Source organism: Sphingomonas aerolata (genome assembly GCF_003046295.1).
In the GTDB taxonomy this organism is placed as follows: Bacteria; Pseudomonadota; Alphaproteobacteria; order Sphingomonadales; family Sphingomonadaceae; genus Sphingomonas; species Sphingomonas aerolata.
Window position 1 is genome coordinate 1,297,946 of the sequence record NZ_PZZN01000001.1, and the last position, 25,767, is coordinate 1,323,712.

Here is a 25,767-nt window from a genome sequence, read left to right on the forward strand (position 1 = left end):
CCAACCCCCGGGCTTGGCTTAAGCATTGGGTATGCACGACGATCGGACGGGCCAGACGGCGGTCATTTTCATGTCGAACCGTAACGGCACCGACCCCGCCGGCTATGCCGCGGCGGCCGCCGCGATGGAGGCGCTCGCCGCGACGCAGCCCGGCTATCGCGGGATCGACAGCGTGCGCAACGAAACCGGGCTGGGGATCACGATCAGCTATTGGGCGGACGACGCCGCGGCGATCGCGTGGCGCGACGATCCCGACCATGCCGCGATTCGCGAGCGCGGGCGGGCGCTCTGGTATGACCGCTACCGCGTCACCGTCGCACGGGTCGAGCGCGACTATGACTGGGCGCGGCCATGACCGGCACCGGTCGCGAGGATGCGCGGATCGATCGTCGCTTCGCGCTGATGTTCCTCGTCATGCTGACGATCGCGGCGGGCAATACCGCGCTGCAATCGGTGCTGCCCGCGCTCGGCCGGTCGCTGGGCGTCGCCGACAGCGCGGTGGCGGGCGCGTTTTCGGTGTCCGCGCTGCTGTGGGTGATCGCCGCGCCGTTCTGGGCGAACCGGTCCGACCGGCATGGCCGCCGCGCGATGATACTGCTCGGCATCGGCGGGTTCAGCGTGTCGCTGACATTGTGCGGGCTGTTCCTGATGGCGGGGATCAATCACTGGATCGGCGGGACCGCGGCGTTCGGCTGCTTCATCGCCGGGCGGCTGATCTATGGCGCATTCGGTGCCGCCGCGCCGCCCGCGGTGCAGGCGCTGGTCGCGGGCGAGACGACGCGCGCGGAGCGGACCCGCGCGCTGACCCTGCTCGCTTCCGCCTTCGGGCTCGGCACGATCCTGGGGCCGGCGATCGCGCCCTATCTGATCCTCGGGTCGGTCGGCGGACTCGAGGTAGGGCTGGCGGGCCCCGCCTTCCTGTTCGCGCTGTTCGGCGTGGCGGTGTGGATCACGGTGCGGCGGATGCTGCCCGACGACCGGATCGTCGCGCCGCATGACGACACGCACGGCGCGAGTTCGGCCTATCCGTCGATCGGCGGGGCGCCGAGCGGGGCGTCGGTCACCGCCGCGACCCAGTCGCATGTCGAACAGGTCGGCTATACCGACCCGCGCATCCGCGCCTGGATGATCGCCGGGCTGGTGATGGGGCATGCGCAGGCGATGACCGGGCAGGCGATCGGGTTCCTGGTGATCGACCGGCTCAACCTTGCGCCCGCACTCGCGCTCGAGCCCACGGGGATCGTGCTGATGATGGGCGCGGGTGCGGCGCTGCTCGCGCAATGGGGAATCATTCCGCGACTCAACCTGACCCCGCGCCAGCTCGTGCTGACCGGGCTGGTGCTGGCGGCGGCGGGCACCGCGCTGACGGGGATCGCGACCTCGCTCTACACGATCGCGACCGCCTATGCGCTGGCGAGCCTCGGCTTCGGCTTCACGCGGCCGGGCTTTACCGCTGGCGCTTCGCTCGCGGTCGGCGCGAACGCGCAAGGGTCGGTCGCGGGCAAGGTGACCAGCATCAACGGCGCGAGCTTCGTGCTCGGCCCGTCGATCGGGGTCGGGCTGTACGAGGCGCAGCACTCGCTGCCCTATCTGGTCGCGGGCGCGGCGTGCGTGGTGTTGATCGGCTATGCCTGGGCGACGCTGAATGAGGCGAAGGACGCGTTGGGCGGCTGACCGAGATTCATCAGGCCGCGATTCCGCTACTTCGCCGACATTCCGATGCAGTACAGAAGCAGCGGAACCCCGATCAAGAGGATCATCAGTAACAAGTTCATCTGGATCAGTCGGTTGAGCCATTTCGGCTGCCCGGCGGAGTCCCGATCGGCCTCTTCCTTTGAATAGTCTTCGACGATTTCCATATCGAATTGCTTCGAAAAGAAATGCCTGGGACGCATCCGCAACGAGGCTTTCGGAGACAGGGCGTCTTCATCGACGTCGCGGCGCGCTGGCGAGTGATCGCCAGATTCAGAGGCTGGGCCTGACATTGCGTGGTTTCCGTATATTCGAGATCATGGGCGTGCAGCGCACGTCCCAAAGGTCAGATCGAATAAAGCCCGAACTCCAGCGGCCTATAGCCGCGAGCTCGGGCTAACCCCGTGCGGCGAGTTGGCCGGCGTGGTCGAGGAAACGCTTATGTGTCGCGGATGCGTACATGAAAGTTACATTGGACCCGTGCCCGGTAATGTCAACACATGGCACAAGATCAGGGCCATTCGGCCAGTCGACTATAGACCGCCGAATGGAACCATGCTGGCGGTAGCCCCTCTCCCGCCAAGGAGAGGGGCGATGATCACGCCGCGCCTTTACTGGGGAAGGCGAAGCCGATCGGCTGGATGGCGGTCGCGTCCTGTTTCAGGCGGGCGGCCATCTGCTCATACTCACGCTCGGTCTCGGGCGTGACGCTGGCGCGCGATTCCTTCAGCGCGTTGTCGAAATCGGCCATCGTCACGTCGGTCGAATCGATCGAGCGACGCAACGCGACAAGGCCTGCGCGGCGGACGACGTCCTCCAGATCCGCACCCGAGAACCAGTCGGTGCGGTCCGCGAGACGATCAAGATCGACGTCGGACGCGAGCGGCATCTTCTGCGTCTGGATGCCGAGGATCCGCCGGCGCCCCGCTTTGTCGGGCACGCCGACATAGACGAGCTCGTCGAACCGCCCCGGGCGAAGCAGCGCCGGGTCGATCAGGTTCGGCCGGTTGGTCGCGCCGATCACGACGACCGACTGGAGCTCCTCCAGACCGTCCATCTCGGCGAGGATCGTGTTCACCACACGCTCGGTCACCTGCGGTTCACCCGCGCCGCTGCCGCGGGCGGGCACCAGCGAATCAAGCTCGTCGATGAAGATTACGCAGGGTGCGACCTGGCGCGCGCGCTGGAACAGCCGGGTGATCTGCTGCTCGCTCTCACCATACCATTTGCTGAGCAGGTCGGACGATTTGGTGGCGATGAAATTCGCCTCCGCCTCGCGCGCGACCGCCTTGGCGAGCAGCGTCTTGCCGGTACCGGGCGGGCCGTAGAGCAGGAAGCCCTTGGCCGGGCGGATGCCGAGCCGGCGGAACGCGTCGGGGTTCTTGAGCGGAAGCTCGACGCCTTCCTTCAGCCGCATCTGCGCATCGTCGAGCCCGCCGACATCGGCCCAGCGCACGGTCGGCGCCTGGACCATGACCTCGCGCATCGCCGAGGGCTGGACGCGCTTGAGCGCGCCGAGGAAATCCTCGCGCGTGACCGACAGGTCGTCGAGCACCTCGGGCGGGATCGTGCGCTCCTCAAGGTTGAGCTTGGGCATGATCCGCCGCACCGCCTCGATCGCCGCCTCACGCGCCAGCGCTGCGAGATCGGCACCGACAAAGCCGTACGTCGTGCGCGCCAACTCGTCGAGATCGACCCGGTCGCCCAAAGGCATGCCGCGCGCATGGATGCCGAGAATCTCGCGGCGGCCGCGCTCGTCGGGAACGCCGACGACGATCTCGCGGTCGAACCGGCCGGGACGCCGCAGCGCCTCGTCAATCGCCTCAGGACGATTGGTCGCGGCGATCACGACGAGATTGGCGCGTGCCTCCAGCCCGTCCATCAGCGTCAGCAGCTGCGCGACGAGACGCTTTTCCGCCTCGCCCGACACCTGCCCGCGCTTGGGTGCGATCGAATCGATCTCGTCGATGAAGACGATCGACGGTGCGGCCTTGGCGGCTTCCTCGAACACCTGGCGCAGCTTGCCTTCCGATTCGCCATAGGCCGACCCCATGATCTCGGGGCCGTTGATCAGGAAGAACTGTGCGTCGGATTCATTGGCGACCGCGCGCGCGAGCCGCGTCTTGCCGGTGCCGGGGGGGCCGTGCAGCAACACCCCCTTGGGGGGATCGACGCCGAGACGCTGGAAGAGTTCGGGGTAGCGCAACGGCAGCTCGACCATCTCGCGCAACTGGTCGATCGTCTGTGCCATGCCGCCGATATCGTCATAGGTGACGTCGGCGCGGCGTGCGTCCTGCGGCTCCTCATATTCGGGGCGCAGCTCGATCTCGGTATTTTCGTCGATATGGACGACGCCCTTGGGGCTGGCGGCGATCACCGCGAGGCGGATCTCCTGCAGTGCATAAGCGGGCGCATTCATGAACTGCTGGACGCCCGCGGGCATGTTGCCGACCCGCTGATGCCCCGCGGTCGCGACGATGTCGCCCTGGCAGATCGGCCGGCCGAGGAATGTGCGCTTCAACGCGTTGGTCGAGCCCTGAAGCCGCAGATTTTGCTGTGCGGGCGCGAAGACGACGCGCGTCGCGGGCTTCGATTCGGCTTTGCGCACCTCGACGAAATCGCCCGAGCCCACACCCGCATTCGCGCGCTGGAGCCCGTCGATGCGCAGGATGTCGAGCCCCTCGTCCTCCGGATACGGCCCGACGGCACGCGCGGGCGTGTTCTGCTTGCCGAGGATCTCGATCACGTCGCCCTCGCCGATGCCGAGCGTCGCCATCAGCGCGCGCGGCAGATGCGCCAGGCCGCGGCCGCTGTCCTCGGGACGCGCGTTCGCCACCTGGATTTTCCGCGTCGGGGTTTCGCTATCGGGCATCTCGACTCCTTCAAACTCGAAGCGTGTCAGATGGGGGGCCGCCGCCGGGCTTGCGAGGACTTGAAAAGACAAAAAAAAGGGCCGGCCAATGAAGGCCAGCCCATGAAAGTTTTTAGGAGAGGATGCCTGAAAGGCGAGGTCTTTTTGCGTCGAGGCGGTTCATGTTGCAAGTGCGAATGGATCCGCTACGATTGCGCTAACTGCAATCGTAGGCTTCAATGCGGCCAATGATGCGGATCACATGCATCGAGTCGGATAAGGGAGTCGGGGAGGAATCATGCGGAGGCTGCCGCCACTCGGGGCTATCGAGGCGTTCGTCCAGGTCGCGCGGCTGGGCTCGATCAAGGCCGCCGCGGAGGACCTCGCGCTGTCCGCGCCCGCGCTCAGCCGGCGCGTGCAGAGCCTCGAACGGTTCATCGCCAAGCCGCTGTTCGCACGCCGGCATCAGGCGATGGTGCTGAACGCCGACGGCGAACGCCTGCTCGCGCAGATCGCGCCGGTGCTCGATTCGCTGTCGGATGCGGTCGAGTCGATGACCAGCACGACCGAGGTGCTGCGGCTGCGGCTGGGCATCCTGCCGCTCTATGCGTCGCAGAAGCTGTTCCCGCGGCTCGGTGAACTGCGCGCGTCGCATCCTGAACTGCATCTCGACATCGATACCGCGGCGCATCTGGTATCGCGGCTGGGTGACGGGCTGGACGCGGTGATCGCGCTGTCGCGCGAGATCGATCCGGCCTTCTATGCGCGGCGGCTCGATCGCAATTCGGTCTATGTTATCGGTGCGCGCACCCTGCTCGACCGCGCCGATCCGATCACCCGACCCGAACAGCTCTCGACGCTGACCGCGCTGGTCCACCGCGACATGACGGATACGTTCACCGCGTGGCGGACGGCGGCTGGGCTCGACGATATCGAGCCGCTGGCGATCGATCATTTTGATTCGGGGGCGCTGATGCTCGAAGCGGCGGCGCAGGGGCTGGGCGTCGCGTTCATGCATGCCAGCCATTTCGAGGATGCGAACGATCCGCGGCTCGTGCGGCTGTTCGAAATCGAGGTGGAGAGCCCGTACAGCTATTGGTTCGTCTGCCGCCCGCGCGCGCTGCAGGCCAAGCCGGTCAAGCTGTTCCATGACTGGCTGATCAAGACGCTAGCGGAAGTTTAGCGAGGCACAGCCTCCGCTCGGATACCGGATGTACGGTTGAGAGAGGGTCAGGGCAGCAACCGCGACGCGCTTCTGACTTGAAGCGCGTCGCGGCCAAGCCGCGCCGTCGGACGGAGCGTTGCTCCGCCGGCCGGCTTCGACTGTCTCCGACGCAGCTTCGCTGCGCCGGTGCAGTCTTCAGCTCAGGCTGCGCGTGCCTTCACGATCTTGCCGGGTGCGCGCGGCGGCTCGCCCTTGGGGAGCGCGTCGATCAGCTCCATGCCGTTGGTGACTTCACCCCAGACGGTGTACTGCTTGTCGAGGAAGCGCGCGTCGTCGAACACGATGAAGAACTGCGAGTTCGCCGTGTCGGGCTGGTTGGTACGCGCCATCGAGCACACGCCGCGGACATGCGGCTCGGCCGAGAATTCGGCCTTGAGGTTTGGCTTGTCCGAGCCCGACATGCCGGTACCGGTGGGATCGCCGCCCTGCGCCATGAAGCCCGGGATCACGCGGTGGAACACGACGCCGTCATAGAAGCCATCATTGGCCAGCTCGACGATGCGCTCGACGTGCTTCGGAGCCAGATCGGGGCGCAGCTTGATCGTCACGTCACCGCCGTCGAGGGTCAGCGTCAGCGTTTCGGGGGTATCGGCCATTGGGTCTTCTCCTGAATTGATGCGCGGCAGATAGGGATCCACCCCGCGACTGGCAAATGCATGCGCGGCGCGTTAGGGCCCAAGCGCACGCTTTTAAGGGAGGCAGCCATGAGCGAACTCGAGCTTCCCGAGGTCGAAACCGAGACCCAGCCCGAAACCCAGCTCGATCGCGACGACCGGCTGCGGCCCGAATTCGTCCGCGCCGTGCTCGACGCGGTCGAGGACGGCGACAATGCGGCAGCGCGCGCGCTGGTCGAGCCGCTGCACCCCGCCGACATCGCCGATCTGTTCGAGCTGACGCCGCAGGAGGATCGCGCGGCGCTGGCGCGCGCGGTCACCGATCTGCTCGACGGCGACGTGTTCGCCGAGATGAACGATTATGTCCGCGAGGATCTGATCGATGCGCTCGAGCCGCACCAGGTCGCCGACCTCGCCTCCGAACTCGATACCGATGACGCGGTCGCGATCATCGAGGACATGGACGAGGACGAGCAGCGCGCGGTGCTGCGCGCGCTCGATCCCGATGATCGCGCCGCGATCGAGGAGGCGCTGAGCTACCCCGAGGAATCCGCGGGCCGCCTGATGCAGCGCGAGCTGATCGCGGTGCCCGAGCACTGGACCGTCGGCGACGCGATCGATTATCTGCGTGGTCACGAGGAGCTGACGACCGATTTCTGGGAAATCTTCGTTGTCGACCCCGCGCACAAGCCGATCGGCACGTGCCAGCTGTCGTGGATGCTGCGCACGCCGCGCGGGATCGCGATGGCCGATGTGATGAAGCGCGAACAGACGCTGATCCCGGTCGACATGGACCAGGAAGAGGTGGCGCTCCGCTTCCAGAAATATGCGCTGATCTCCGCCGCGGTGGTCGATCATGGCGGCCGGCTGGTCGGCATGATCACCGTCGACGACATCGTCCACATCATTTCCGAAGAGGCGGGCGAGGATACGCTGCGTCTGGCGGGTGCAGGCGACGGCGACATCAACGAGCCGATCCGGCTGACGGTCCGGACGCGCTTCACCTGGCTGGTGGTCAATCTCGGCACCGCGATGGTCGCATCGTCGGTCGTCGGGCTGTTCCAGGGGACGATCGCGAGCTTCGCGTTGCTCGCGGTGCTGATGCCGATCGTATCGGGGATGGGCGGCAATGCCGGGACGCAGACGCTCGCGGTCGTGGTCCGCGCGCTCGCGACCAACCAGCTGACGAGTTCGAATACCAAGCGGATGATCGTCCGCGAATTCCGGATCGCCACGGCCAATGGCATCATGCTGGGCACGCTGATCGGTCTGGGCACCTATGTAATCTTCCGCAACACCGACCTGTCGGTCGTGATCGCCGCGGCGATGCTGACAAACAACATCACCGCGGGGCTTTCCGGCGTGCTGGTGCCGATCACGCTCGACAAGTTCCGGATCGATCCCGCGGTCTCGTCGGCGGTATTCGTGACCACGATGACCGACACGATGGGGTTCTTCTCGTTCCTCGGTCTTGCCAGCCTGTGGGGGCTGCACGGTTGATGCTCCGGTTGACTGGCGCGGATTAGCGCCCATTTCCAGACGGATGCCGCTTCACCTCACCAAAGTCGCGTTCGGCGCGGACAGCGTCGACCATCTGGCGGAGCGCCTGCGGCTGCGCGGTGAGGAGGGCCCCGTGTTCCTGACCACCCGCTACCTGCCCAAGCGACACGAGGAGGTAGCGGGGCCGGTCGGCGAAGGCGGCTCGATGTACTGGATCCTGAAGCACCAGCTGATCGCGCGGTCGCCGATCCTGGGCTTTGGCGAGGCGGAGGGCGGACGCGTCGCGATCCATATCGACCCCAAACTGGTGCTGGTTCAGGCCCGGCCAAAGCGCGCACATCAGGGGTGGCGGTATCTCGAGGGCGCCGATGCGCCGCCCGATCTCGGCGGCGACGCGACCGGGCTCGACATCATGCCGCCCGCGCTGATGACCAAGCTCGCCGAACTCGCGCTGATCTAGCCTGCGCGCTTAGCGGCCACAGATCACCGGGCCGGTGGCGGCGGCGCGGACCGTGCAGGCGGCGGTGCCCGCGACCGTGACCGAGCCCGCACCGCCGTTCGTCACCTGCGCGGTGCGGCGCGCCGAGGCGCGGGTTTCGCCGACGCCGTCCTGCATGACGACGAGATCATCGACGGCAAGTGCGGTCGCGTCGATCAGCCCCGGACCACTGACGGTCAGACGTGCGCGCGCGCTGCGCCCTGCGAGCGTCATCCGCCCGGTGCCGATGACGGTGGCGTTCAACTGGTCCGCCTGCACATCGTTCACCGCAACGCTGCCCGCACCGCTGACCGCGAGGTCCAGCCGCATCCCCTTCATGCGATCGATCGTCAGCCGCCCCCCCGCCACGACACTGGCAAAGGCGAGACGCGGGGTGGACAGCGTCACGATTACCGGGCGCGGCGCCCCTGTCTCAGGGCGCTCGCCCCAGCGGCTCGTGCTCCGCCGGACCGACAGCGTCGCGCCGTCGACTCGGATCTCGACCGCCTCGGTCGCATGCGGATCCCCCGAGACCTTTGCGCCGGGCGATCCCGTGACGAGGCGCACGTCGAACGGACCGTCGATCCGGACCCGCTCGAAGCTGCCCACCGACACGCTACGATCGGCCGCGGCCGCGGCGACGGGACAGGCAAACAGGAGCGGCAGGGCAAGAAAACGGATCATCGCCCGATCGTTGCCGCTTCGACGCACCGACGCAAGCCGCGCGCGCAGCGGGTCACGGTGCGCAGCGGACCGAGCCGGAGCCCATCTTGGACACGGTGCACCGTGCCGCGCTGCCCAAATCGACATCGCCCGACCCCATCATGTCGACGGTGGCAGGGCCATCGACGACCGCGCGGACGCTGCCCGAGCCGGCGATCTCGACCCGCGCGGAGCGGGCCTTGAGCCCGGCTGCGTCGACATCCCCCGAGCCCGCGATCGAGACTGCGAGCGCCCGCGCGGATCCTGCCGCCGAGACGCTGCCCGAGCCCGCGATCGAGACGGCGAGATCATCGACCTTCACCGCCGCGACCCCCAGGCTGCCGGACCCTGCGACATTGGCTGCGAATCGCGTTCCCTCGACCCGGTCGATGGTCATGTCGCCCGATCCCGATATCGCCGCCGCCGCCAGCCGTGGCAGCGTGACGAAGACCTTGACCTTGTCCGATCGGCCCCAGCCAAAATCCATATTCTTGCGCCGCCCGATCTCGAGCGTGTCGCCTTCCCGCTCGATCTTCAGCCGGTCGAGCAGCTCGACCGGTCCCTGGGCGCGCACCGAAAAGCCCGTGCCTACGCGCACATCGACGTCACTCGCACCGCGCAGGTCGATCGTGCTGAAATCGCTGACCATATAGGTACGGGTCGTGCCGGTGCCGCTCGGCGATGCCCCCGCCCCGTCATCGTCCCCCGACCAGCTGAACGAGCAGGCGGCAAGCGGCATCATCAGACCGAGCGCGAGATACTTCATGGCATCATCCTGTGTATTGCCCAAACAATACACCCGATCGGCGAGAGGCGGAAGCGGAATCCGTGGTGGTCATCGGCCGGCGGACCATAAACGCAAAAGGGCGGCCCCGCGGGACCGCCCTTGCGTCATCGAACGGAGCGCCAGCGGTCAGGCGGGCAGCTTGTCCTTGTTGTAGATCGCGGCAGCGGCGCGGAGGATGTCGAGGATCTTCTCCTGCGCCTTGGGCTCGTCAATCTCTTCCATCGCGGCGAGTTCGCGGGCGAGACGGCTGGTCGCACCTTCGAAGATCTGACGCTCGGAATAGCTCTGCTCGGGCTGGTCGTCGGCGCGGAACAGGTCGCGGACCACTTCGGCAATCGACACGAGGTCGCCCGAATTGATCTTCGCTTCATATTCCTGCGCGCGGCGCGACCACATGGTGCGCTTGACCTTGGGCTTGCCCTTGAGCGTGTCCATCGCCTCGCGCATGGTCTTGTCCGAGGACAATTTGCGCATGCCGACGCTTTCGGCCTTGTTGGTCGGAACGCGGAGCGTCATGCGCTCCTTCTCGAAACGGAGGACGTAAAGTTCGAGCGTCATGCCGGCGATTTCCGAGCGTTGCAGCTCGATCACACGGCCGACTCCGTGCTTTGGGTAAACGACGAAATCACCGACGTCGAAGGACAGTGCCTTGGCAGCCATTGGGGGCCTTTCCGGATCAATGCCTCCACGCGGTGCCACAGCGACGCGTTCGCCGGATTGCACCGTGGAGGAATAGGGTTCGAACATACTCCAGGCGGACGACTTGACATATCGCGCCCGTCACGGACCCAATTACCATCTTTGCAACAAAATTACCAGCCGATCGTGACAGCCCTCGTGCCCCAATCCGCCATAAAGACACGAATTTCGCGCGATTTTCAGTCGCCGGCGCCGGGTTCGGGCGAGAAATACTTGTCGAACTTGCCCTCAACGCCCTTCATCGCGTCCGCGTCGGGGGGCGTCTGGTTGTCGTTGCGGGTGACGTTGGGCCACTGCGCGGAGAAGGTCGTGTTGAGTTCGAGCCACTGCTCCAGCCCGCTTTCGGTGTCGGGCAGGATCGCCTCGGCGGGGCATTCGGGTTCGCACACGCCGCAGTCGATGCACTCGCTGGGATTGATCACCAGCATGTTCTCGCCCTCGTAGAAGCAATCGACCGGGCACACTTCCACGCAATCCATGTACTTGCAGCGGATGCAGGCATCGGTGACGACGTAGGTCATTGCAGAACTCCTGGGCCGGATTCCTTCCCGGCGACGAACGGCCTGCGACTATGCGCGCAGGCCCGTCGCGTCAATCATAGCAAGCCTTCTGCGAGACGTTATCAGGCTTTGCCGCTGGCTAATCCCTCCCCGCCAGGGGGAGGATTCGGTTGGTCGAGGGCGGGGGTCTGGCCGGCGATCAGGTCTTGATAGCACGCCTGCGCTTCGGGGGCGGGACCGCGGCGTGTCGGCAGTGCCTCGATGCGGATCACGCGGACGCGGTCGTTGGCGGCGAAGGTGAGGACGTTGCCGATCCGGACGGGACAGTGTGCGCGATCGATCGCGCGGCCGTCGATTCGCAGATGCCCCTTCTCGGCGATCGCCTGGGCCGCGCTGCGCGTCTTGGCGAGCCGGACGAACCACAGGAACCGATCGATCCGCATCGCGCCTTCAACCATGGCGGACCAGTGCGGCGAGCCCGGCAAACGCGTTCTGCCGCGACGGGTCGATCGGCGTTACAGGGACCGCGCGCGCGGGCGGGCGGCCGCGCCAGACCCAACGCGGCGTGTCGCCCGCCAGCGCCTTGAAGCCGAGCTCGGCCATCAGCCGCTCGATCGACGCAGGCTCGAGCCCGATCGAGGTCGCGAGCGCCGGGTCGGGCGCGAACGGTGCGCGGCCGGTACGCGAGTCATGCGCGGCGCGGGCGATACGCTCGATCAGGTCGACGCGCACCGCCTGAAGCCCCAGCGGGCGGAACCCGGCCTCGAGCGTCGCGCCGTCGCTGCCGCGCGCGAGCACGGTCGCCCCGTCGCGCGGCGCGGTGATCACCGTCCCGCGGACGCCAGCGAGGATACGGCGCCAGCGCGCCGGCTCGGGCTTGAGCAGGCGGATGTCGAACAGGTCGAGCGCGCCGATCATGATGCCGATCTTGCGCAACCGCTTGCGCTCGTCGGGATCGACCGCCTCGAGCGCGAGCCGCATCGGCAGGCGGGGGAGGATCCCACCCGCTTCCTCGATCGCGCTGGCGACCGCGCGCAGCGCCGGGGTCGCGTCCGCGTCGCGGCTGAGCGCGGCAAGATCGACGAGCACCGCGAGCCGCCGCTTTAGCATCCCCGCAAGCCAGCGCGACAGGCGCGTCTCGATCCGCTCGCGCGCCGTCTTGTCGAGACAGTCGAGTGCACGATCGAGGATCAGTTTCGGTCGGGCGAAGGACGGGCCGGCGCCGAGACGGGCGACCGGATGCCCCGCCCAGACGATCTGCGCCGACTCGTCGAGCGCGATGTCCGCATCCGGCGCATCGACGAGCGACTGGCCGCGGCGCGTGCGTTCGCCCGCAAGTCGCTTTTCGGCGGCGGCGAGCAGCAGGCGCTTGTCGCTGGCGCGCGCGTCGGCAGCGACGGTGAAGCGGAAGCCGTCGAGCCGGCCGATCGGGTGATCCTCGACCATCACCTCGCCCTCCGGACCGATCACGACGGGAAGCGACGCGGCGTCCGCGCCGATCTGACGCATCAGCGCGGTCGTGCGCTTGTCGACGAAGCGCTGCGTCAGACTGGCATGGAGCGCGTCGGACAGACGCTCCTCGAGCGCGGCGGTGCGCGCGGCCCAGTGCGCGGGCTCAGCGAGCCAGTCGGCCCGCTGCGCGATATAGGCCCAGATCCGCGTCGCCGCGATCCGGCCCGCGATGACCGGCACGTCGCCCGCGACGGTGTCGAGCCGCGCGATCTCGTCGGCGAACCATTGGTGCGGGATATGCCCCCGCCCCTCGCTGAGATGCCCGAACACGCGCGAGACGAAGCGCGCATGCGGGTCGAGCCCGACCTTGCGGAAATCGGGGATGCCACACGCCGCCCAGAGCCGCGCGACCATCTTCGGATGCCGCGTGCGCTCGCGCACCCAGCCCTCCTCGGCGAGCCGCTTGAGCACGCCGAGGTCGAGCGCCTGGGGTGCGGCGCGCAGGACGCCCGCGGGCGGGCGCGCCTCGAGGCTCGCGACGAGCGCGTCGATGCTCGCGAAATCGGGTTCGCCCTGGCGCCAGTAGAGGTTTTCGAGTCGGGGAAAGCGGTGTTCCTCGATCGCGAGCACCTCTTCGGGCAGGAACGCGCCCGGCCCGTCATCGGACAGCGCACCGAACGTGCCGTCGCGCTGATGCCGGCCCGCACGGCCGGCGATCTGGGCCATCTCGGCGACGGTCAGGCGACGCTGGCGCTTGCCGTCGAACTTGTTGAGGCTGGCGAAGGCGACATGCGCGACGTCCATGTTGAGCCCCATGCCGATCGCGTCGGTGGCGACGAGATAATCGACCTCGCCCGCCTGGAACATCGCGACCTGCGCATTGCGGGTCCGGGGTGACAGCGCGCCCATCACCACCGCGGCGCCACCGCGCAGCCGGCGGAGCATCTCGGCGACGGCATAGACCTCCTCCGCCGAGAAGGCGACGATCGCGGAGCGCTTGGGCAGGCGGCTGATCTTCTTGGCGCCCGCATAGGTGAGCGTCGAAAAGCGCGGGCGGTTGACGATCTCCGCCCCGGGCACGAGCGCCTTGATCATCGGCCGCAGCGCCTCCGACCCGAGGATCATCGTCTCCTCGCGTCCGCGGGCACGCAGCAGCCGGTCGGTGAACACATGGCCGCGCTCCGGGTCAGCGCCCAGTTGCGCCTCGTCCAGTCCGACAAAGGCGACGTCGCGGTCGGGCATCGATTCGGCGGTGCAGAGCAGCCAGCGCGCATCGGGCGGCATGATCTTTTCCTCGCCGGTGACCAGCGCGACGCGATTCGCGCCCTTGATCGCGACGACGCGGTCATAGACCTCGCGCGCCAGCAGCCGCAGCGGGAAGCCGATCATGCCGCTGGAATGCGCACACATCCGCTCGATCGCGAGGTGCGTCTTGCCTGTGTTGGTCGGCCCCAGGACCGCGGTCACGCCGCCGGACACATCGTCACTCATAGCCCAGAACATCGGGCGTAAGGTCGCGCGGCGCAATGACCGGCAGGACAAGTTCGCCGTATTCCGCGCACGGGCTTCCGTCCGCCCCCGCCGCACCACGCCTCGTCGTCGTGCGTGGCTGGCACGCGGCGGGTTAATTTGACTTTAGGACCCTTGCTGCACAGGACTCCGACCCGCGCCGGGGGGAACGGCGAGCCTGGCCGGGAACGTGCGCCAGGAATTTGGGCCACGAGGTGCGCGACGTGTATCTAGGGACGGAGCAGGAACTGAGGCTGGCCGGCGGCATCGACGCCCGGGGTTTCGGGCGCGCCGCCACCACCGGTTCCGACGCAATTCCCCGGGGCGTCACGCGGTTGCACGACGCCGCAGCACGGATCGACTGGGTGCCCGATCTGGGCAGCGCGATCGGCAGCGCCGTCTGGTGGCGCGGCCTCGCGACCTGCACCGCGCTGTGCGCCGCGACCGTCATGCTCGCCCCCGGCTTTCGCCCGCTGACCGGCGGCGTCGCGGCACCGCTGGCCGGTTCGGCACGCGAGCAGGCGCGGGCACTGGCGATCGCGCCGCTTGGCCAGGGCGCGGATACGGGGCGGCGGATGGCGGCGAACGACCTCGTCGTACCGCTCGCGCAGGCACCCGAACGGCCGAGCGTCGACCTTGCCGCGACACTGGGTCAGGGCGATGCGTTCGACCGGGTGCTGATCCGCGCGGGCGTCAGCCGGCGTGACGCCAGTGCTGCATCGGCGCTGATCGCGCAGACGGTCGATCCCGGCGCGATCCCGGCGGGCACGCGGATCGCGCTGACGCTGGGCCGGCGCGCGGATCGCACGGTCGCGCGTCCGCTCGACTCGCTCGCGGTGCGCGCGCGGTTCGACCTGGACGTATCGCTGCACCGCACCGCGGCGGGTCTGGCGATGACGCGCACGGCGATCGCGGTCGACCGCACCCCGCTGCGGATCCAGGGACTCGCCGGATCGAGCCTCTACCGGTCGATGCGCGCCGCCGGCGTGCCCGCCAAGGCGGTCGAGACCTATATCAAGGCGATCGCGACACGGCTGTCGATCGGGCGCGACGTCAGCGCGACGGACCGTTTCGACCTGATCGTTGCCCGCGAACGCGCCGCGACCGGCGAAACGCGGATCGGCGCGCTGCTGTTCGCCGGGATCAACCAGGGACGGCGCACGCTGCAACTCGTCCGCTTCGCACCGGCCGCTGCGACCGACAACCAGTCGGATCTCGACACTGCAGAGGGCGAAGACGCCGGCCGCGGCGGCTGGTTCGATGCCAATGGCCAGACCGAACGCCGCGCCGTGTCGGGCATGCCGGTGATCGGCCGCATCACGTCCGGTTTCGGCCTGCGCGTGCATCCGCTGCTCGGTTTCACGCGGATGCACAAGGGACTCGACATCGGGGCGCCGCGGGGCGCGCCGATCCATGCGATGACCGACGGGGTGGTCAGCTTCGCGGGCCGGACCGGCGGCTATGGCAATTTCGTCAAGCTCGTCCACGGCGGCGGTCTGGCGAGCGGCTATGGCCATTTGAGCCGGATCGCGGTCGCATCGGGCACGCGCGTACGCCAGGGCCAGGTCATCGGCTATGTCGGCTCGACCGGTATGTCGACGGGGCCGCATCTCCACTGGGAGGTGTGGAAGAACGGCGGCGCTATCAATCCGCGATCGGTATCGCTGGCGAGCGCGGCACAGCTGTCCGGCCAGGCACTGCGCGCGTTCAAGGCGCGGGTCACCCGCCTGCTCGCGGTCCGCACCGGCACCTAGGGACGCGCGTCGCGCCGTACGAATCTGCATCCGCCGCCGAGTCCCCGCAGATGCCCGTGTCGACCGCGTGCACTATTGATCGATCATCTTTCCGAATTCTCACAGACTAACGCGCTGTCGGCCCCAATCACGGACGCAGATCCCATACTAAAGTGCGGTTCGTAGTTCTACGATATTACAGGACCGTCATGCACCATGCTAGGCGGGATGCACCATCGCTTTACCGGATATGTGACGATCATGCAGACAGGGCTCTCCTCGACCGCGACCGGACGGCTCATTTCGATCCAGGGCTATGTTCCGGGACGCGCGGTGCGCCGCGAGCAGGACTGGGCCCTGCGCGGTGCCAGCCGGCCGCAACCGCGCCCGACACCAGTTACCGCGATCCGGCCCGCCCGCGCGACGCCCATGCCGGCCTTGCGGACAGTGCTGTATCTGAGCAAGATCAAGCCCGATATCGCGATGGATCAGCGCGCGCTGATGGAGATCGTCAACGAGTCCAGCGCGCGGAACGCACAGGCCGGCATCACCGGCGCGCTGATCATCACCGATCTGCACTTCGTTCAGCTGGTCGAGGGACCGGATCCGGCGATCTCCAATCTGCTCGCGCGGCTGAGCGCCGACCGGCGCCATAGCGACGTGACGATCATCACGGACATGATCGGCCTCGACCGGGGGTTCCGGCGCTTTTCACTGGCCTATTCGGGTCCCGACACGTTCGTCGACCAGCAGCTCATCCCGATGCTCGCCACCCCGAACGGGCCCGGCAAGTCGGAGATCGCATGCCGCCTGATCAACCGGCTGCGGCTGATGGCGGACAATGAGATCCACGAAACCGACTACGCCGCCTAGGCGCCGCCGCGAGTAGCACCCGCCACGACGACCTACAGCCGGCTTACTTGCCCTGCGCGCGCCATTTCAGGATCGTCCGGTCGATGATCTGCTCCTCGCCGCCGACATCGCGCCACAGCGCCGAGAAGAGCGGATCGCTCGAGGCGGGGCGGCGCGTGTCCTCGAGATCGTCGAACGCGACGCGGATCGGGATTGTCACGCCCTCCCCGCAGATAATGGCCTCGCGATTGCGCAGCGCAGGGATGGATTCGAGAAAGCCGCGTGCGCCCTCGGGCATGGCCGCGCGGACAAAGGCCTGATCGCGTTCGTTGTTGAGCCGCATCGCGACGATCGTCCCGCACTGCGACAGGACGCCTTCCGCCAGATCGGACGGGCGCTGCGTGATCAACCCGAGCGAAACGCCGTATTTGCGGCCCTCCTTGGCGATCCGTCCGAGGATCCGCCCGACCGAGCTCTCCGCCTGACGGTCGTTCGGGATGTAGCGATGCGCCTCCTCGCAGACGAGCAGGATCGGTCGTTGCGGCTCGTTGCGCGACCAGATCGCGAAGTCGAACGTCATCCGTGCGAGCATCGCGACGACGACGGCGGTGATGTCCGACGGCACGCCCGACACGTCGATGATCGAGATCGGTCGGCCGTCGCCCGGCAGGCGGAAGATGCGCTGAAGAAAAGCGGCCATCGTGTCCGCGACGAGCATCCCCGAGAACATGAAGCCATAGCGCGGATCGGCCTTGATCTCGTCGATCTTGCCCTTGAGCCGCAGATAGGGGCTGGTGTCGCCGGCGCGGTCCATCTTGCCCATTTCGAGGCTGATGATCCCGGTCAGGTCGCTGAGCAGATAGGGGATCGGCGCGTCAACCGTGAGCTTGGCGATCGTCTGGCCGAGCCGGCTCTTGGCGCGGGCGGCGAGCAGGCATTTGGCGAGGATGTCCGCATCGAACTGGCGCTGTTCCCCGGTGCTGGTCAGGAAGACCTCGCAATGCTCTTCGAAATTCATCAGCCAATAGGGCATTTGCAGGTTCGACACGTCGTGGATCGCGCCGTTCGTGCCAAAGGCCGCGGCATATTCGCCGTGCGGGTCGATCATCACGATATGCCCCTGCGGCGCGAGGTCGCAGATCCGGTGCAGGATCAGCGCGGCAGCGGTCGACTTGCCCGTGCCGGTCGAGCCGACGAGCGCGAAATGCTTGCCCAGCATCGCATCGACATACAGCGCGGCGGGAACGTCGGCGGTCGGATAGACGGTACCAATCGCGATATTCGCGCGGTCCTCGGCGGCATAGACCTCGCGCAGGTCGCGCGTCGTGACCGCGAACACCTCGCAGCCCGGCATGGGATAGCGCGTCACGCCGCGGCGGAATCTGTACAACGCGCCGGTCGCCCGGTCCTCATCCCCCTCGCCAAGGAAATCGATCTCGCCCGCGATGACGCTGCCCATCGCCGCCTCGAGCGCGAGCGAGCGGACATTGGCGATGATCCATGACGTGCCGACCCGGATCTTGACCTGGCTGCCGACCTGGCCGGCGGCGGCGAGCACCGCATCGGGGTGCGCGAGCAGCGGCGCGATCGCGGCCCGGTCGAGCAGGACCCGGCTGCTGGCACCGGCAATCGCGGATATGACGCCGATCGGAGCGTCGGCCTGTCCCCCCGGTGGTGCGTCCGGCCCCGCGCCGTCCGCGATCGCCGCGGCGGCAATCGCCCGCTGGAACAGATGGGCGGCGGGCATGTCGGTCATAGGCGGTCGGTCCTCGATCCTCCGGCTTTTGCCAGATGTCCGCATCCATGCCGCGCACGGGTAAAGAATGCGTGAGCGTCCGCGCGCCTGCGGGCCTCAGACCCGGCGCGCGATCCAGCCGGCCGCCCAGCCGAGAAAGATCGAGAGAAAGACCGCGGCCAGGCCATAGGCGATCGCCGACCGGTCGGCCGCGCGCGCGACGAAGCGTTCGAACCCCGATTTGCGGATGTCGATGTCACGCACCGCCGCGGCCAGCACGCGGCCGTCGCGGATCAAGAAGGTTTCCGCGGTGAAGCGGCCGACCGGTACGCGCGCGGGCACCGAAACCCGCGCGCGGTACAGCACGTCATCGGTGATCTCGACCGCGCCCGGCGCCTCGTAATACAGCCCGGCACGCCGTTTCAGGTCGACCAGGCCGCGCTGGAACCGGTCCTGCGTCGGAATCGGCGCGCTCGAGGCGGGCGACAATTGCAGGCTGTCGAGGCCGAGTTCGTAGATCGCCCGGGTGCGGTCGTCGACCAGCCGCCCGATCGGCTTGGATGAGGCGATCGCATAGAAACTGGGCGCGGACCGATAGCGCAGCCGCGACGTGTTGACCCAGATGCCGGCGACCTTCTCCTTCTCGCGCATCACGATCGACTGGGTCGGCCCCTTGACGACGACGACGATGTCGGTGGGACTCTCGCCGCTCGGCAGGCGCCCGCCGGGATAGAGGATCGCGCCGAACAGCAGCAGTTCGGCCCCGGTGAAGCTGTAGGCGATCTCGATATTGCGCTGCGACACGTCGGGGACGAGCACGGGCTTGGCCTGTGCCATCAGCAGCGGCGCAAGCAGGAGAAGCGGCGCGCCCGGCTTCACGACAGCGTGACCGAGAAAATCTCCTCGGGCCGCCACACCAGCCCGAGCACGATCCGTGCGCCGACGAGCAGGACCATCACGGCGAGCCCGAGGCGGAGATATTCGGGGCGGAATTTGGTCGCGAACCGCGCACCGATCTGCGCGCCGACGACCGAGCCGATCAGCAACAACCCGGCCAGCACGATGTCGACCGCCTTGGTCGTCGTCGCATGCACCATCGTCGCCACCGCGGTGACGAACAGCGTCTGGAACAGCGAGGTCCCGACCACGACCGACGTCGCCATGCCGAGCAGGTAGATCATCGCCGGTACCAGGATGAACCCGCCGCCGATCCCCAGCAACATGGTCAGGATCCCGGTCGAAAAGCCGAGCAGCAGCGGCGCGAGCGGCGAGATATAGAGGCCCGAGGCGTAGAAGCGCGTGCGCAGCGGCAGCGCGGCGACCAGCGGATGATGGCGTCGCTTGCGGGGCTTGGCGGGGCGGCCGGTCCGCGCGCGGCGGATCGTCCCGATCGATTCGCTCGCCATCATGCCGCCGATCGAGCCGAGCATCACGACATAGACGATCGCGATCACGGTATCGATCTGGCCGCTCTGCTGGAGCAGCCGGAACAGCCAGGCGCCGAAGAACGCGCCCAATATGCCGCCTGCGACGAGGACGCCGCCCATCTTCACGTCGACGCCGTTGCGGCGGAAATGCGCGAACACACCCGACACGCTCGCCCCGGTGACCTGGCTTGCGGACGAGGCGGCGGCAACGGTCGGCGGGATGCCATAGACGATCAGCAGCGGCGTCGTCAGAAAGCCGCCGCCGACCCCGAACATCCCCGACAGGAGCCCGACACCGCCGCCGAGCAGGATGATGACGAGCGCATTGACCGACAGGTTTGCGATGGGAAGATACAGGTCCACGCGCGTCGTTATACGCAAACCGGCCGCGGGGGCTAGCGGCCGGCTAGAAGTCGCTACCGACCGAGAGTGCGGGACCCGAGCCGGGGCGGGCGGTGCCGGCGATACGCTGGCGCCAGTCGAGCGCGAGACGGACCGATCGTCGGCCGAGCGGCACTGCTAGGCCAAGCGACGGACCGAGATCGCCCCGTGCCGCGCCCCGCTGCGCGCTCACCCATGCGCCGACCCCCGCGTCGAGGCGGAGCCTGCCGCGTTCCGCGACGCCGTGCGTCAGGCGCGCAGCGGCATCGACGAACCCTTCGACGCCGTCGCGCACGATCGCCCCTGCCTGACCATAGGTCTCGATCCGCGCGCCCGGTGCGATCTCGGCGGGGCCGTAGCCTGCGATCACGCCGACCGTCGGGCCGCCGCGGCCCCCGTCGAGGACGAAGCGCTGTTCGGCGATCAGACGGACGGGCCCGCGGGTCGGCCGCCATTCGATGCCGAGGGCCGCCTCACGTCCGCGTCCCTCGAGCGGCGCTGCCAGCCGCGCGGTCAGCCCGAGCCGCCGCGATGGGTCGATTCCGTAGACGGCCCGCACCCCCGCCTGCGATGCGCCCAATTGCCCCCCGGACACGGTACCCGACGCGCCACCGCGGGCGAGCAGCCAGCTGCTGACGCTCAGCCGCGCGTGCGCAGTTGCGCGGGTCGCACCGATCGCGGCCGGACCGAGCGGCGGGAGCATCGCGATCCGGCCCTGCCGGTCGAGCGCAAGGTCGGGCTGGACGTCCATAGTGAATTCGACGTCACGATCTGCGGCGTGCCTCGCGCGAACGTCAGCGGGGCGAGCACGCGCGTTCAGGATGACCGCGGCGAGCACCGGCGCGGCGCGGGCATGACCGGGCGACGCGCGGGGACCGTGCCCGATGGTATCGTCGGGCGGTTGCGGCGAGACACGCCGGTCGGGGCGGCGGGCGGCGGCAAGAGCGGCATTGGCATTGGCGGCGGCGCGATGATGGTCGATGGCAGCGATACCGACGGCGCGGGCGGTGAGCGAAGATTGTCGATCGTGCCGCGTCCCCGCCGCGACAGTGGGACGCTGCTGGCTGCCAGATCCGCCGGGCGTCAGCACCCCCGCGGCATAGGGTGACAGCACCAGGATCCGCATCACGACCCATGCGCCGAGCGCGGCGGCGAGAAAACGGAGCGGCCGCCCGCCCTTCACCCGTGGCGCAGCGTGCGCGTCCCGCTCACCCTCCCGATGATCGGAGATCGGGAAATTCATGCCGGGTCTTGTCCCAGACCAGCGCCGCGCCGCGGAGCATCGCAATATAGCGGACCACGGCGCGCGGCGCGGCGATGAGGCTGATGACATTGCCGACGACGAAGCGGGGCAGCGACCAGAATGCCTCGGCCAAGCCGTAGATGCGCGCGGTAAAGGCCATCCGCATGCCGAGCCGCCACACGAGAAGCCCGATATTCGCCCCCGCCAGCCAGACGACCGGCATCGCTGGCCAGCCCTGCGCGGCCGGGACCATCGCATGAACCAGGAACGTCAGCACCCAGGCGGTCAGCCCGACATAGGCGGCGGCCAGCACGACCATGCTGAGCGGCGCCCGCCGATCGCGCATCCGCATCCAGTGATCGGCCAGCGCCTGCGGACGGGCCCAGCCGGTCCGGTCCCAGCCGGCCAGCGCGATCCCGGTCATCCAGCGCGCCTTTTGCCGGACGGCGGCGTCGAAGGTCGCCGGGAAGAACGCCCGCACCGCGATCAGCGCGCCCGCATCGTCGACGATGCGGGCTAACCGTCCGGCCCCGCCGAGCTGGGCGATCCGCAGCCCGAGCTCATAATCCTCCGTCAGGCTGGACGCGTCGAACGGATCGCCGTCGCGGGTCGCCGCCACGGTTTCGAGGATCGCGGTGGACATCGCACACCCCGTCCCCGCGAGCGGCATCCCCGCACCGAGCGCGGTACGGATGACCAGCTGCTTCATATGCGCTTCGGCGAACTCATCGGCATAATGCCCCGACACGAGCCGCGAGCCGCGCTTGACGAGCGGCAGGACGGGCAATTGCACGACGGCATAATGATCGATCAGCGAATCGAACACGCGCAGTTCGAGCGGGTGCACGACGTCTTCCGCATCGTGCAGCACGACCGCCTTGGTCCGCCGCCCGTCGCGATCGTCGGCGCGGCGCAGCGCATGCCAGAGCGTGTTGAGGCAGTCCGCCTTTGTCGTCGGTCCGTCGCGCTGGCCGATGACCAGGCGGATCCGTGGATCGCATGCCGCCACGCGCGCCGCGGCGTCGATCGTCGCGCGGTCGTTCGGATAAAGTCCGACGAAGATGCGGTAATCGTCATGGTCGAACCGCGCCACCGCCGCCGACAGCATCGCGCCGATCACCGCCACCTCGTCCCAGGCCGGCACGAACACCGCGAGCCGGCCGGGCTCCGACGGCGTGGGCAGCGCGTCCATGCCCGGCAAGGTCGACGGTCCGCGCCAGATTTTCCAGACAAAGAATGCGATGTCGACCAGGAGGTCATCGATGCCGCCGATCAGCAAGCCGACCGCAGCAAATGCTACCGCCTCGCGCACGATGATATCGATGATTCCCAACGACTCGCTCATCGGCCCTCTCCCCGGGCAAGACTATCCGCTGTCCCCGCCGTAACGGACCAAACATGATCCGTTTCGGACAGGTGTCGGCCGACCGATCGTCAGAATATTGGAATGACTTGGCTCGTCCGCTGACCGAAGCTGAAAATTGCACCGAATGAACATCGCCTGCCACGCTGCCCGGTCCGCGACTCAGCGTCTGTTCGCCAAGGCGGGGACAGCCCCTCATCACCGACGAGACCCACGTACAAGCCGTTACTGGCGCTTTTCGGCACGGCGAGGTTGCCAATTCGTTCCGCATCGCGCACGGTCGGCAACGTGCTTGCCTACCCCGCCCTTCACGCCAGCCATGGCGGCATCTGGGTCGCGCAGGGCGGCGAGACGCGCGGGATCGGGCGTGGCGAAGCCATCCGGATCGCTGCGGACACCCCCGTCATCCTGCTTAACGCCGCGCTGATCGGCCAGCGTCTGGGCTATGCCGATCTGTCGGGGCTCGACCTGCTCGAACTCTACGCGTTCCTGCGCCCGGCGCAGTTCGCGGTGCCGACGCCAAAGGGCATCGCGCGCGTCACCGGTCTCGACCTGCCGACTGAGGATGCGGAGGTCGCGCCGTTCCTGTTGCGCGCCGCCGAGGCGATGCTGGCGCTGACCGACGCGGCCGACTGGCCCGAGCGGGAGGGGGCCTGGACCGCGGCGCAGTCGCTCTACCGGTTGCGCTGGCCCTGGGCGCCGGTGGTCGCCGAACGGCTGGCCAAGCCGGCGGTCAACGAACGCTGGCTGTTTTCGAAACTGCCCGAATGGGAGGAGCAGGCCCCGCGCCCCGCGCCGCGGACGATCGCGATCGAGCCGGGCGATGCCGAGGCGCGACTCGACGACCTGACCGGGCATGGCGCGGAGGAACGACCGGGGCAGCGCGCCTATGCCGCCGCGGCGACGGCCGCGTTCGCGCCGCGAGCGATGCGCGATTCGCCCAATCTGGTCCTGGCGGAGGCGGGGACCGGGATCGGCAAGACGCTCGGCTATCTCGCCCCCGCCTCGATCTGGGCGGAAAAGGCGGGCGGCGCGGTCTGGATCTCGACCTACACCAAGGCGCTGCAGCGCCAGCTGGGACGCGAGACCGAACGGCTCTTTCCCGATCCCGCGACCCGCCGGACCAAGGTCGTCACGCGCAAGGGCCGTGAGAATTATCTCTGCCTGCTCAACCTCGAGGACGCCTTGCAGGGCGGGTTTGCGGAACGGGCGGCGGTGCTCGCGCAGCTCGTCGCGCGCTGGGCCGCGTATAGCGCGGACGGCGACATGGTCGGCGGCGACCTGCCCGGCTGGCTGCCGACGCTGTTCCGGCGCAACGGATCGACCGCATTGACCGACCGGCGCGGCGAATGCGTCTATGCCGGCTGCCCGCATTACCGCAAATGCTTCATCGAACGCGCGGCGCGCGCCTCGACCGATGCCGACATCGTCATTGCCAACCATGCGCTGGTGATGGTCAACGCGGCGCGCGGACGCGAACTCGCGACGCGACCGACGCGTTATGTGTTCGACGAGGGGCATCACATCTTCGACGCCGCCGATTCGATGTTCGCGACCGCGCTGACCGGCGGCGAGACGATCGAGCTGCGCCGCTGGATCATCGGTCCCGAGGGCAGCAGCCGGGGGCGGCGGCGCGGACTGGCCGCACGCCTGTCCGATCTCGCAAGCTATGACGAGGCCGGCAATCGCGCGATCGGCGAGGCGGTGGCCGCAGCCGGCGCGCTGGCGAGCGAAGGCTGGCTGCAGCGGATCGGCGAGGGGGCGCCGTTCGGGCCGATCGAGGAGTTGCTCGCCGCGGTACGCGGGCTGACCTATGCGCGCGCCGAACAGCCGGGCGATGCGGGCTATGGGCTGGAGACCGAACTGGCCGAACCCGATCCGACGCTGATCGAGGCCGCCGCGCCCGCCGCCGCCGCGCTCGACGCGCTGGTGCGCCCGCTGGTCACACTCGGCCGGCGGCTCGAGGCGGTGCTGAGCGAGGCGCCCGACTGGCTCGACGGACCGGCGCGCGCGCGCGTCGAGGGCGCGATCGCGTCGATCGGATGGCGCGCCGAGACGGTGGCGGCCTGGCTTTCGCTGCTGGCGCGCGTCGGCGGGCCGGCGGATGCCGATTTCGTCGACTGGCTCGCGGTCGACCGGGTCGAAGGACGCGAATTCGATATCGGGCTGCACCGCCGCTGGCTCGACCCGACCCGCCCGTTTGCGGAGGTCGTACTTAAACCCGCGCATGGCGCGCTGGTGACGTCGGCGACGCTGACCGGGGGCGGCAGCGCGGAGGAAGGCTGGCAGATCGCCGAGGCGCGCAGCGGCGCCCCGCATCTCACCCGCCCTGCCGCGCGATTCGCCGCGCTCAGCCCGTTCGACTATGCGACGCAGGCCGAGGTGCTGATCGTCACCGACGTCAAGCGCGGTGATGTGGGCGCGCTGGCCAACGCCTATGCCCGGCTGATCGTCGCCTCGCGCGGCGGGACGCTCGGGCTGTTCACCGCGATCCGCCGGTTGCGCGGCGTGCATGGCCGGATCGCCGACCGGCTGGCGCGCGAGGGGCTGCCACTGCTCGCGCAGCATGTCGATCCGATCGATACCGGCACATTGGTCGATATCTTCCGTGACGACCCGGGCGCGTCGCTGCTCGGCACCGATGCACTGCGCGACGGGGTCGACGTGCCGGGCGAATCGCTGCGGCTGGTGGTGATGGAGGGCGTGCCCTGGCCCAAGCCGACCGTGCTGCATGCCGCACGACGGCTTGCGGGTGGTGGCGCCGTGTATGATGACCGGCTGATCCGCGCGCGGCTGGCGCAGGCGTTCGGGCGGCTGATCCGGCGTGCGGACGATTCGGGCGCGTTCGTCATGCTGTCCGCGGCGATGCCGTCGCGGCTGCTCAGCGCGTTCCCGCCGGGTGTACCGGTGACACGCGTGACGCTCGATGAAGCGGTGACCCGAGTCGCGGCACGGCTTTCCTCGCGCGCCGCCTTGAGGCATGAGGCGGGCGAACCGGCCCGAGGACCCTTATCATGACGCCCG

Annotated in this window: 22 protein-coding genes; 8 read left to right on the forward strand and 14 right to left on the reverse strand. The window is 68.5% G+C overall.

Going from position 1 to position 25,767, the window contains the following annotated elements:
• Window positions 1-31: 31 nt before the first annotated feature.
• Together C8J24_RS06035 and C8J24_RS06040 are read left to right on the forward strand one after the other, a co-directional pair.
• Window positions 32-355: an antibiotic biosynthesis monooxygenase gene (locus C8J24_RS06035; RefSeq protein WP_107930976.1), complete on the forward strand. Its 324-nt coding sequence runs from the start codon at window positions 32-34 to the stop codon at window positions 353-355.
• On the forward strand, window positions 352-1,674 hold the full coding sequence (locus C8J24_RS06040; protein ID WP_107930978.1) for an MFS transporter: 1,323 nt from the start codon (window positions 352-354) through the stop codon (window positions 1,672-1,674). Before C8J24_RS06035 ends, C8J24_RS06040 begins: the two co-directional genes overlap by 4 nt.
• Before the next feature lie 26 nt (window positions 1,675-1,700).
• On the opposite strand, the gene C8J24_RS06045 is transcribed toward C8J24_RS06040, so the two are convergent.
• Together C8J24_RS06045 and C8J24_RS06050 are read right to left on the reverse strand one after the other, a co-directional pair.
• Window positions 1,701-1,985, reverse strand: a complete 285-nt coding sequence (locus C8J24_RS06045) for a hypothetical protein (protein ID WP_146163640.1) — start codon at window positions 1,983-1,985, stop codon at window positions 1,701-1,703.
• A gap of 305 nt (window positions 1,986-2,290) precedes the next feature.
• Window positions 2,291-4,564, reverse strand: a complete 2,274-nt coding sequence (locus tag C8J24_RS06050; RefSeq protein WP_107930982.1) for a CDC48 family AAA ATPase — start codon at window positions 4,562-4,564, stop codon at window positions 2,291-2,293.
• A gap of 277 nt (window positions 4,565-4,841) precedes the next feature.
• On the opposite strand from C8J24_RS06050, the gene C8J24_RS06055 reads away from it, so the two are divergent.
• The gene (locus C8J24_RS06055) at window positions 4,842-5,726 is read left to right on the forward strand and encodes a LysR substrate-binding domain-containing protein (protein WP_037530034.1); all 885 of its coding nucleotides are present in this window, start codon (window positions 4,842-4,844) and stop codon (window positions 5,724-5,726) included.
• Window positions 5,727-5,908: 182 nt separating this feature from the next.
• Here the strand turns inward: C8J24_RS06055 and C8J24_RS06060 are convergent, their stop codons facing one another.
• Complete coding sequence (locus C8J24_RS06060; protein ID WP_056406711.1) at window positions 5,909-6,364, reverse strand: peptidylprolyl isomerase; 456 nt, start codon at window positions 6,362-6,364, stop codon at window positions 5,909-5,911.
• 108 nt (window positions 6,365-6,472) lie between these two features.
• On the opposite strand from C8J24_RS06060, the gene mgtE reads away from it, so the two are divergent.
• Together mgtE and C8J24_RS06070 are read left to right on the forward strand one after the other, a co-directional pair.
• Window positions 6,473-7,882, forward strand: coding sequence for a magnesium transporter (mgtE, locus tag C8J24_RS06065; RefSeq protein WP_107930985.1), 1,410 nt, complete (start codon window positions 6,473-6,475; stop codon window positions 7,880-7,882).
• 43 nt (window positions 7,883-7,925) lie between these two features.
• The gene (locus C8J24_RS06070; RefSeq protein WP_107930987.1) at window positions 7,926-8,342 is read left to right on the forward strand and encodes a DUF1489 family protein; all 417 of its coding nucleotides are present in this window, start codon (window positions 7,926-7,928) and stop codon (window positions 8,340-8,342) included.
• A 9-nt stretch (window positions 8,343-8,351) separates the two neighbouring features.
• Here the strand turns inward: C8J24_RS06070 and C8J24_RS06075 are convergent, their stop codons facing one another.
• The 6 genes from C8J24_RS06075 to C8J24_RS06100 form a co-directional block, all read right to left on the reverse strand.
• Window positions 8,352-9,044 (reverse strand): GIN domain-containing protein, encoded by a 693-nt coding sequence (locus tag C8J24_RS06075; protein WP_167396706.1) that lies wholly within the window; start codon window positions 9,042-9,044, stop codon window positions 8,352-8,354.
• Between the two features lie 52 nt (window positions 9,045-9,096).
• The gene (locus tag C8J24_RS06080) at window positions 9,097-9,828 is read right to left on the reverse strand and encodes a head GIN domain-containing protein (RefSeq protein ID WP_107930991.1); all 732 of its coding nucleotides are present in this window, start codon (window positions 9,826-9,828) and stop codon (window positions 9,097-9,099) included.
• A gap of 147 nt (window positions 9,829-9,975) precedes the next feature.
• The gene (locus C8J24_RS06085) at window positions 9,976-10,509 is read right to left on the reverse strand and encodes a CarD family transcriptional regulator (protein ID WP_031393647.1); all 534 of its coding nucleotides are present in this window, start codon (window positions 10,507-10,509) and stop codon (window positions 9,976-9,978) included.
• Between the two features lie 218 nt (window positions 10,510-10,727).
• Entirely contained in the window at window positions 10,728-11,069 is a 342-nt protein-coding gene (gene fdxA / locus C8J24_RS06090) for a ferredoxin FdxA (protein WP_031393648.1), read from the reverse strand.
• A gap of 101 nt (window positions 11,070-11,170) precedes the next feature.
• On the reverse strand, window positions 11,171-11,491 hold the full coding sequence (locus C8J24_RS06095; protein ID WP_082451266.1) for an RNA-binding S4 domain-containing protein: 321 nt from the start codon (window positions 11,489-11,491) through the stop codon (window positions 11,171-11,173).
• Window positions 11,492-11,498: 7 nt separating this feature from the next.
• Complete coding sequence (locus C8J24_RS06100) at window positions 11,499-13,991, reverse strand: helicase-related protein (protein WP_107930993.1); 2,493 nt, start codon at window positions 13,989-13,991, stop codon at window positions 11,499-11,501.
• Between the two features lie 242 nt (window positions 13,992-14,233).
• Here C8J24_RS06100 and C8J24_RS06105 point away from each other — a divergent pair, with 242 nt between their 5' ends.
• Together C8J24_RS06105 and C8J24_RS06110 are read left to right on the forward strand one after the other, a co-directional pair.
• A complete protein-coding gene (locus C8J24_RS06105) occupies window positions 14,234-15,763 on the forward strand; it encodes a M23 family metallopeptidase (protein WP_107931472.1) in 1,530 nt (509 codons plus the stop codon).
• A 240-nt stretch (window positions 15,764-16,003) separates the two neighbouring features.
• Window positions 16,004-16,615 (forward strand): BLUF domain-containing protein, encoded by a 612-nt coding sequence (locus C8J24_RS06110; RefSeq protein WP_208620914.1) that lies wholly within the window; start codon window positions 16,004-16,006, stop codon window positions 16,613-16,615.
• A gap of 43 nt (window positions 16,616-16,658) precedes the next feature.
• Here C8J24_RS06110 and C8J24_RS06115 read toward each other — a convergent pair whose 3' ends face one another.
• The 5 genes from C8J24_RS06115 to C8J24_RS06135 all read right to left on the reverse strand — a co-directional run bounded on the left by C8J24_RS06115 (window position 16,659) and on the right by C8J24_RS06135 (window position 22,725).
• A complete protein-coding gene (locus tag C8J24_RS06115; protein WP_107930998.1) occupies window positions 16,659-18,350 on the reverse strand; it encodes an ATP-binding protein in 1,692 nt (563 codons plus the stop codon).
• A 96-nt stretch (window positions 18,351-18,446) separates the two neighbouring features.
• Window positions 18,447-19,166, reverse strand: coding sequence for a TIGR02186 family protein (locus C8J24_RS06120; protein ID WP_107931473.1), 720 nt, complete (start codon window positions 19,164-19,166; stop codon window positions 18,447-18,449).
• Between the two features lie 38 nt (window positions 19,167-19,204).
• A complete protein-coding gene (locus tag C8J24_RS06125; RefSeq protein WP_037529957.1) occupies window positions 19,205-20,119 on the reverse strand; it encodes a sulfite exporter TauE/SafE family protein in 915 nt (304 codons plus the stop codon).
• A gap of 43 nt (window positions 20,120-20,162) precedes the next feature.
• A complete protein-coding gene (locus tag C8J24_RS17825) occupies window positions 20,163-21,380 on the reverse strand; it encodes a hypothetical protein (RefSeq protein WP_235516395.1) in 1,218 nt (405 codons plus the stop codon).
• A complete protein-coding gene (locus C8J24_RS06135) occupies window positions 21,346-22,725 on the reverse strand; it encodes a glycosyl transferase family protein (RefSeq protein ID WP_107931000.1) in 1,380 nt (459 codons plus the stop codon). Before C8J24_RS06135 ends, C8J24_RS17825 begins: the two co-directional genes overlap by 35 nt.
• 270 nt (window positions 22,726-22,995) lie before the next feature.
• On the opposite strand from C8J24_RS06135, the gene C8J24_RS06140 reads away from it, so the two are divergent.
• Window positions 22,996-25,761 carry an ATP-dependent DNA helicase gene (locus tag C8J24_RS06140; RefSeq protein WP_420894095.1) on the forward strand — a complete coding sequence of 922 codons (2,766 nt, stop codon included), beginning with the start codon at window positions 22,996-22,998 and terminating at the stop codon, window positions 25,759-25,761.
• Window positions 25,762-25,767: the final 6 nt, after the last annotated feature.

Bases quoted from the DNA above. Each gene is read 5' to 3' on its own strand.
- C8J24_RS17825 (WP_235516395.1), bottom strand. From the start codon at position 21,380: ATGAATTTCCCGATCTCCGATCATCGGGAGGGTGAGCGGGACGCGCAC.
- C8J24_RS06050 (WP_107930982.1), bottom strand. From the start codon at position 4,564: ATGCCCGATAGCGAAACCCCGACGCGGAAAATCCAGGTGGCGAACGCG.
- C8J24_RS06035 (WP_107930976.1), top strand. From the start codon at position 32: ATGCACGACGATCGGACGGGCCAGACGGCGGTCATTTTCATGTCGAAC.
- C8J24_RS06045 (WP_146163640.1), bottom strand. From the start codon at position 1,985: ATGTCAGGCCCAGCCTCTGAATCTGGCGATCACTCGCCAGCGCGCCGC.
- mgtE (WP_107930985.1), top strand. From the start codon at position 6,473: ATGAGCGAACTCGAGCTTCCCGAGGTCGAAACCGAGACCCAGCCCGAA.
- C8J24_RS06120 (WP_107931473.1), bottom strand. From the start codon at position 19,166: ATGGCACAGGCCAAGCCCGTGCTCGTCCCCGACGTGTCGCAGCGCAAT.
- C8J24_RS06070 (WP_107930987.1), top strand. From the start codon at position 7,926: ATGCCGCTTCACCTCACCAAAGTCGCGTTCGGCGCGGACAGCGTCGAC.
- C8J24_RS06075 (WP_167396706.1), bottom strand. From the start codon at position 9,044: ATGATCCGTTTTCTTGCCCTGCCGCTCCTGTTTGCCTGTCCCGTCGCC.
- C8J24_RS06135 (WP_107931000.1), bottom strand. From the start codon at position 22,725: ATGAGCGAGTCGTTGGGAATCATCGATATCATCGTGCGCGAGGCGGTA.
- C8J24_RS06085 (WP_031393647.1), bottom strand. From the start codon at position 10,509: ATGGCTGCCAAGGCACTGTCCTTCGACGTCGGTGATTTCGTCGTTTAC.
- C8J24_RS06040 (WP_107930978.1), top strand. From the start codon at position 352: ATGACCGGCACCGGTCGCGAGGATGCGCGGATCGATCGTCGCTTCGCG.
- C8J24_RS06095 (WP_082451266.1), bottom strand. From the start codon at position 11,491: ATGCGGATCGATCGGTTCCTGTGGTTCGTCCGGCTCGCCAAGACGCGC.
- C8J24_RS06060 (WP_056406711.1), bottom strand. From the start codon at position 6,364: ATGGCCGATACCCCCGAAACGCTGACGCTGACCCTCGACGGCGGTGAC.
- fdxA (WP_031393648.1), bottom strand. From the start codon at position 11,069: ATGACCTACGTCGTCACCGATGCCTGCATCCGCTGCAAGTACATGGAT.
- C8J24_RS06055 (WP_037530034.1), top strand. From the start codon at position 4,842: ATGCGGAGGCTGCCGCCACTCGGGGCTATCGAGGCGTTCGTCCAGGTC.
- C8J24_RS06110 (WP_208620914.1), top strand. From the start codon at position 16,004: ATGCAGACAGGGCTCTCCTCGACCGCGACCGGACGGCTCATTTCGATC.
- C8J24_RS06115 (WP_107930998.1), bottom strand. From the start codon at position 18,350: ATGACCGACATGCCCGCCGCCCATCTGTTCCAGCGGGCGATTGCCGCC.
- C8J24_RS06100 (WP_107930993.1), bottom strand. From the start codon at position 13,991: ATGAGTGACGATGTGTCCGGCGGCGTGACCGCGGTCCTGGGGCCGACC.
- C8J24_RS06080 (WP_107930991.1), bottom strand. From the start codon at position 9,828: ATGAAGTATCTCGCGCTCGGTCTGATGATGCCGCTTGCCGCCTGCTCG.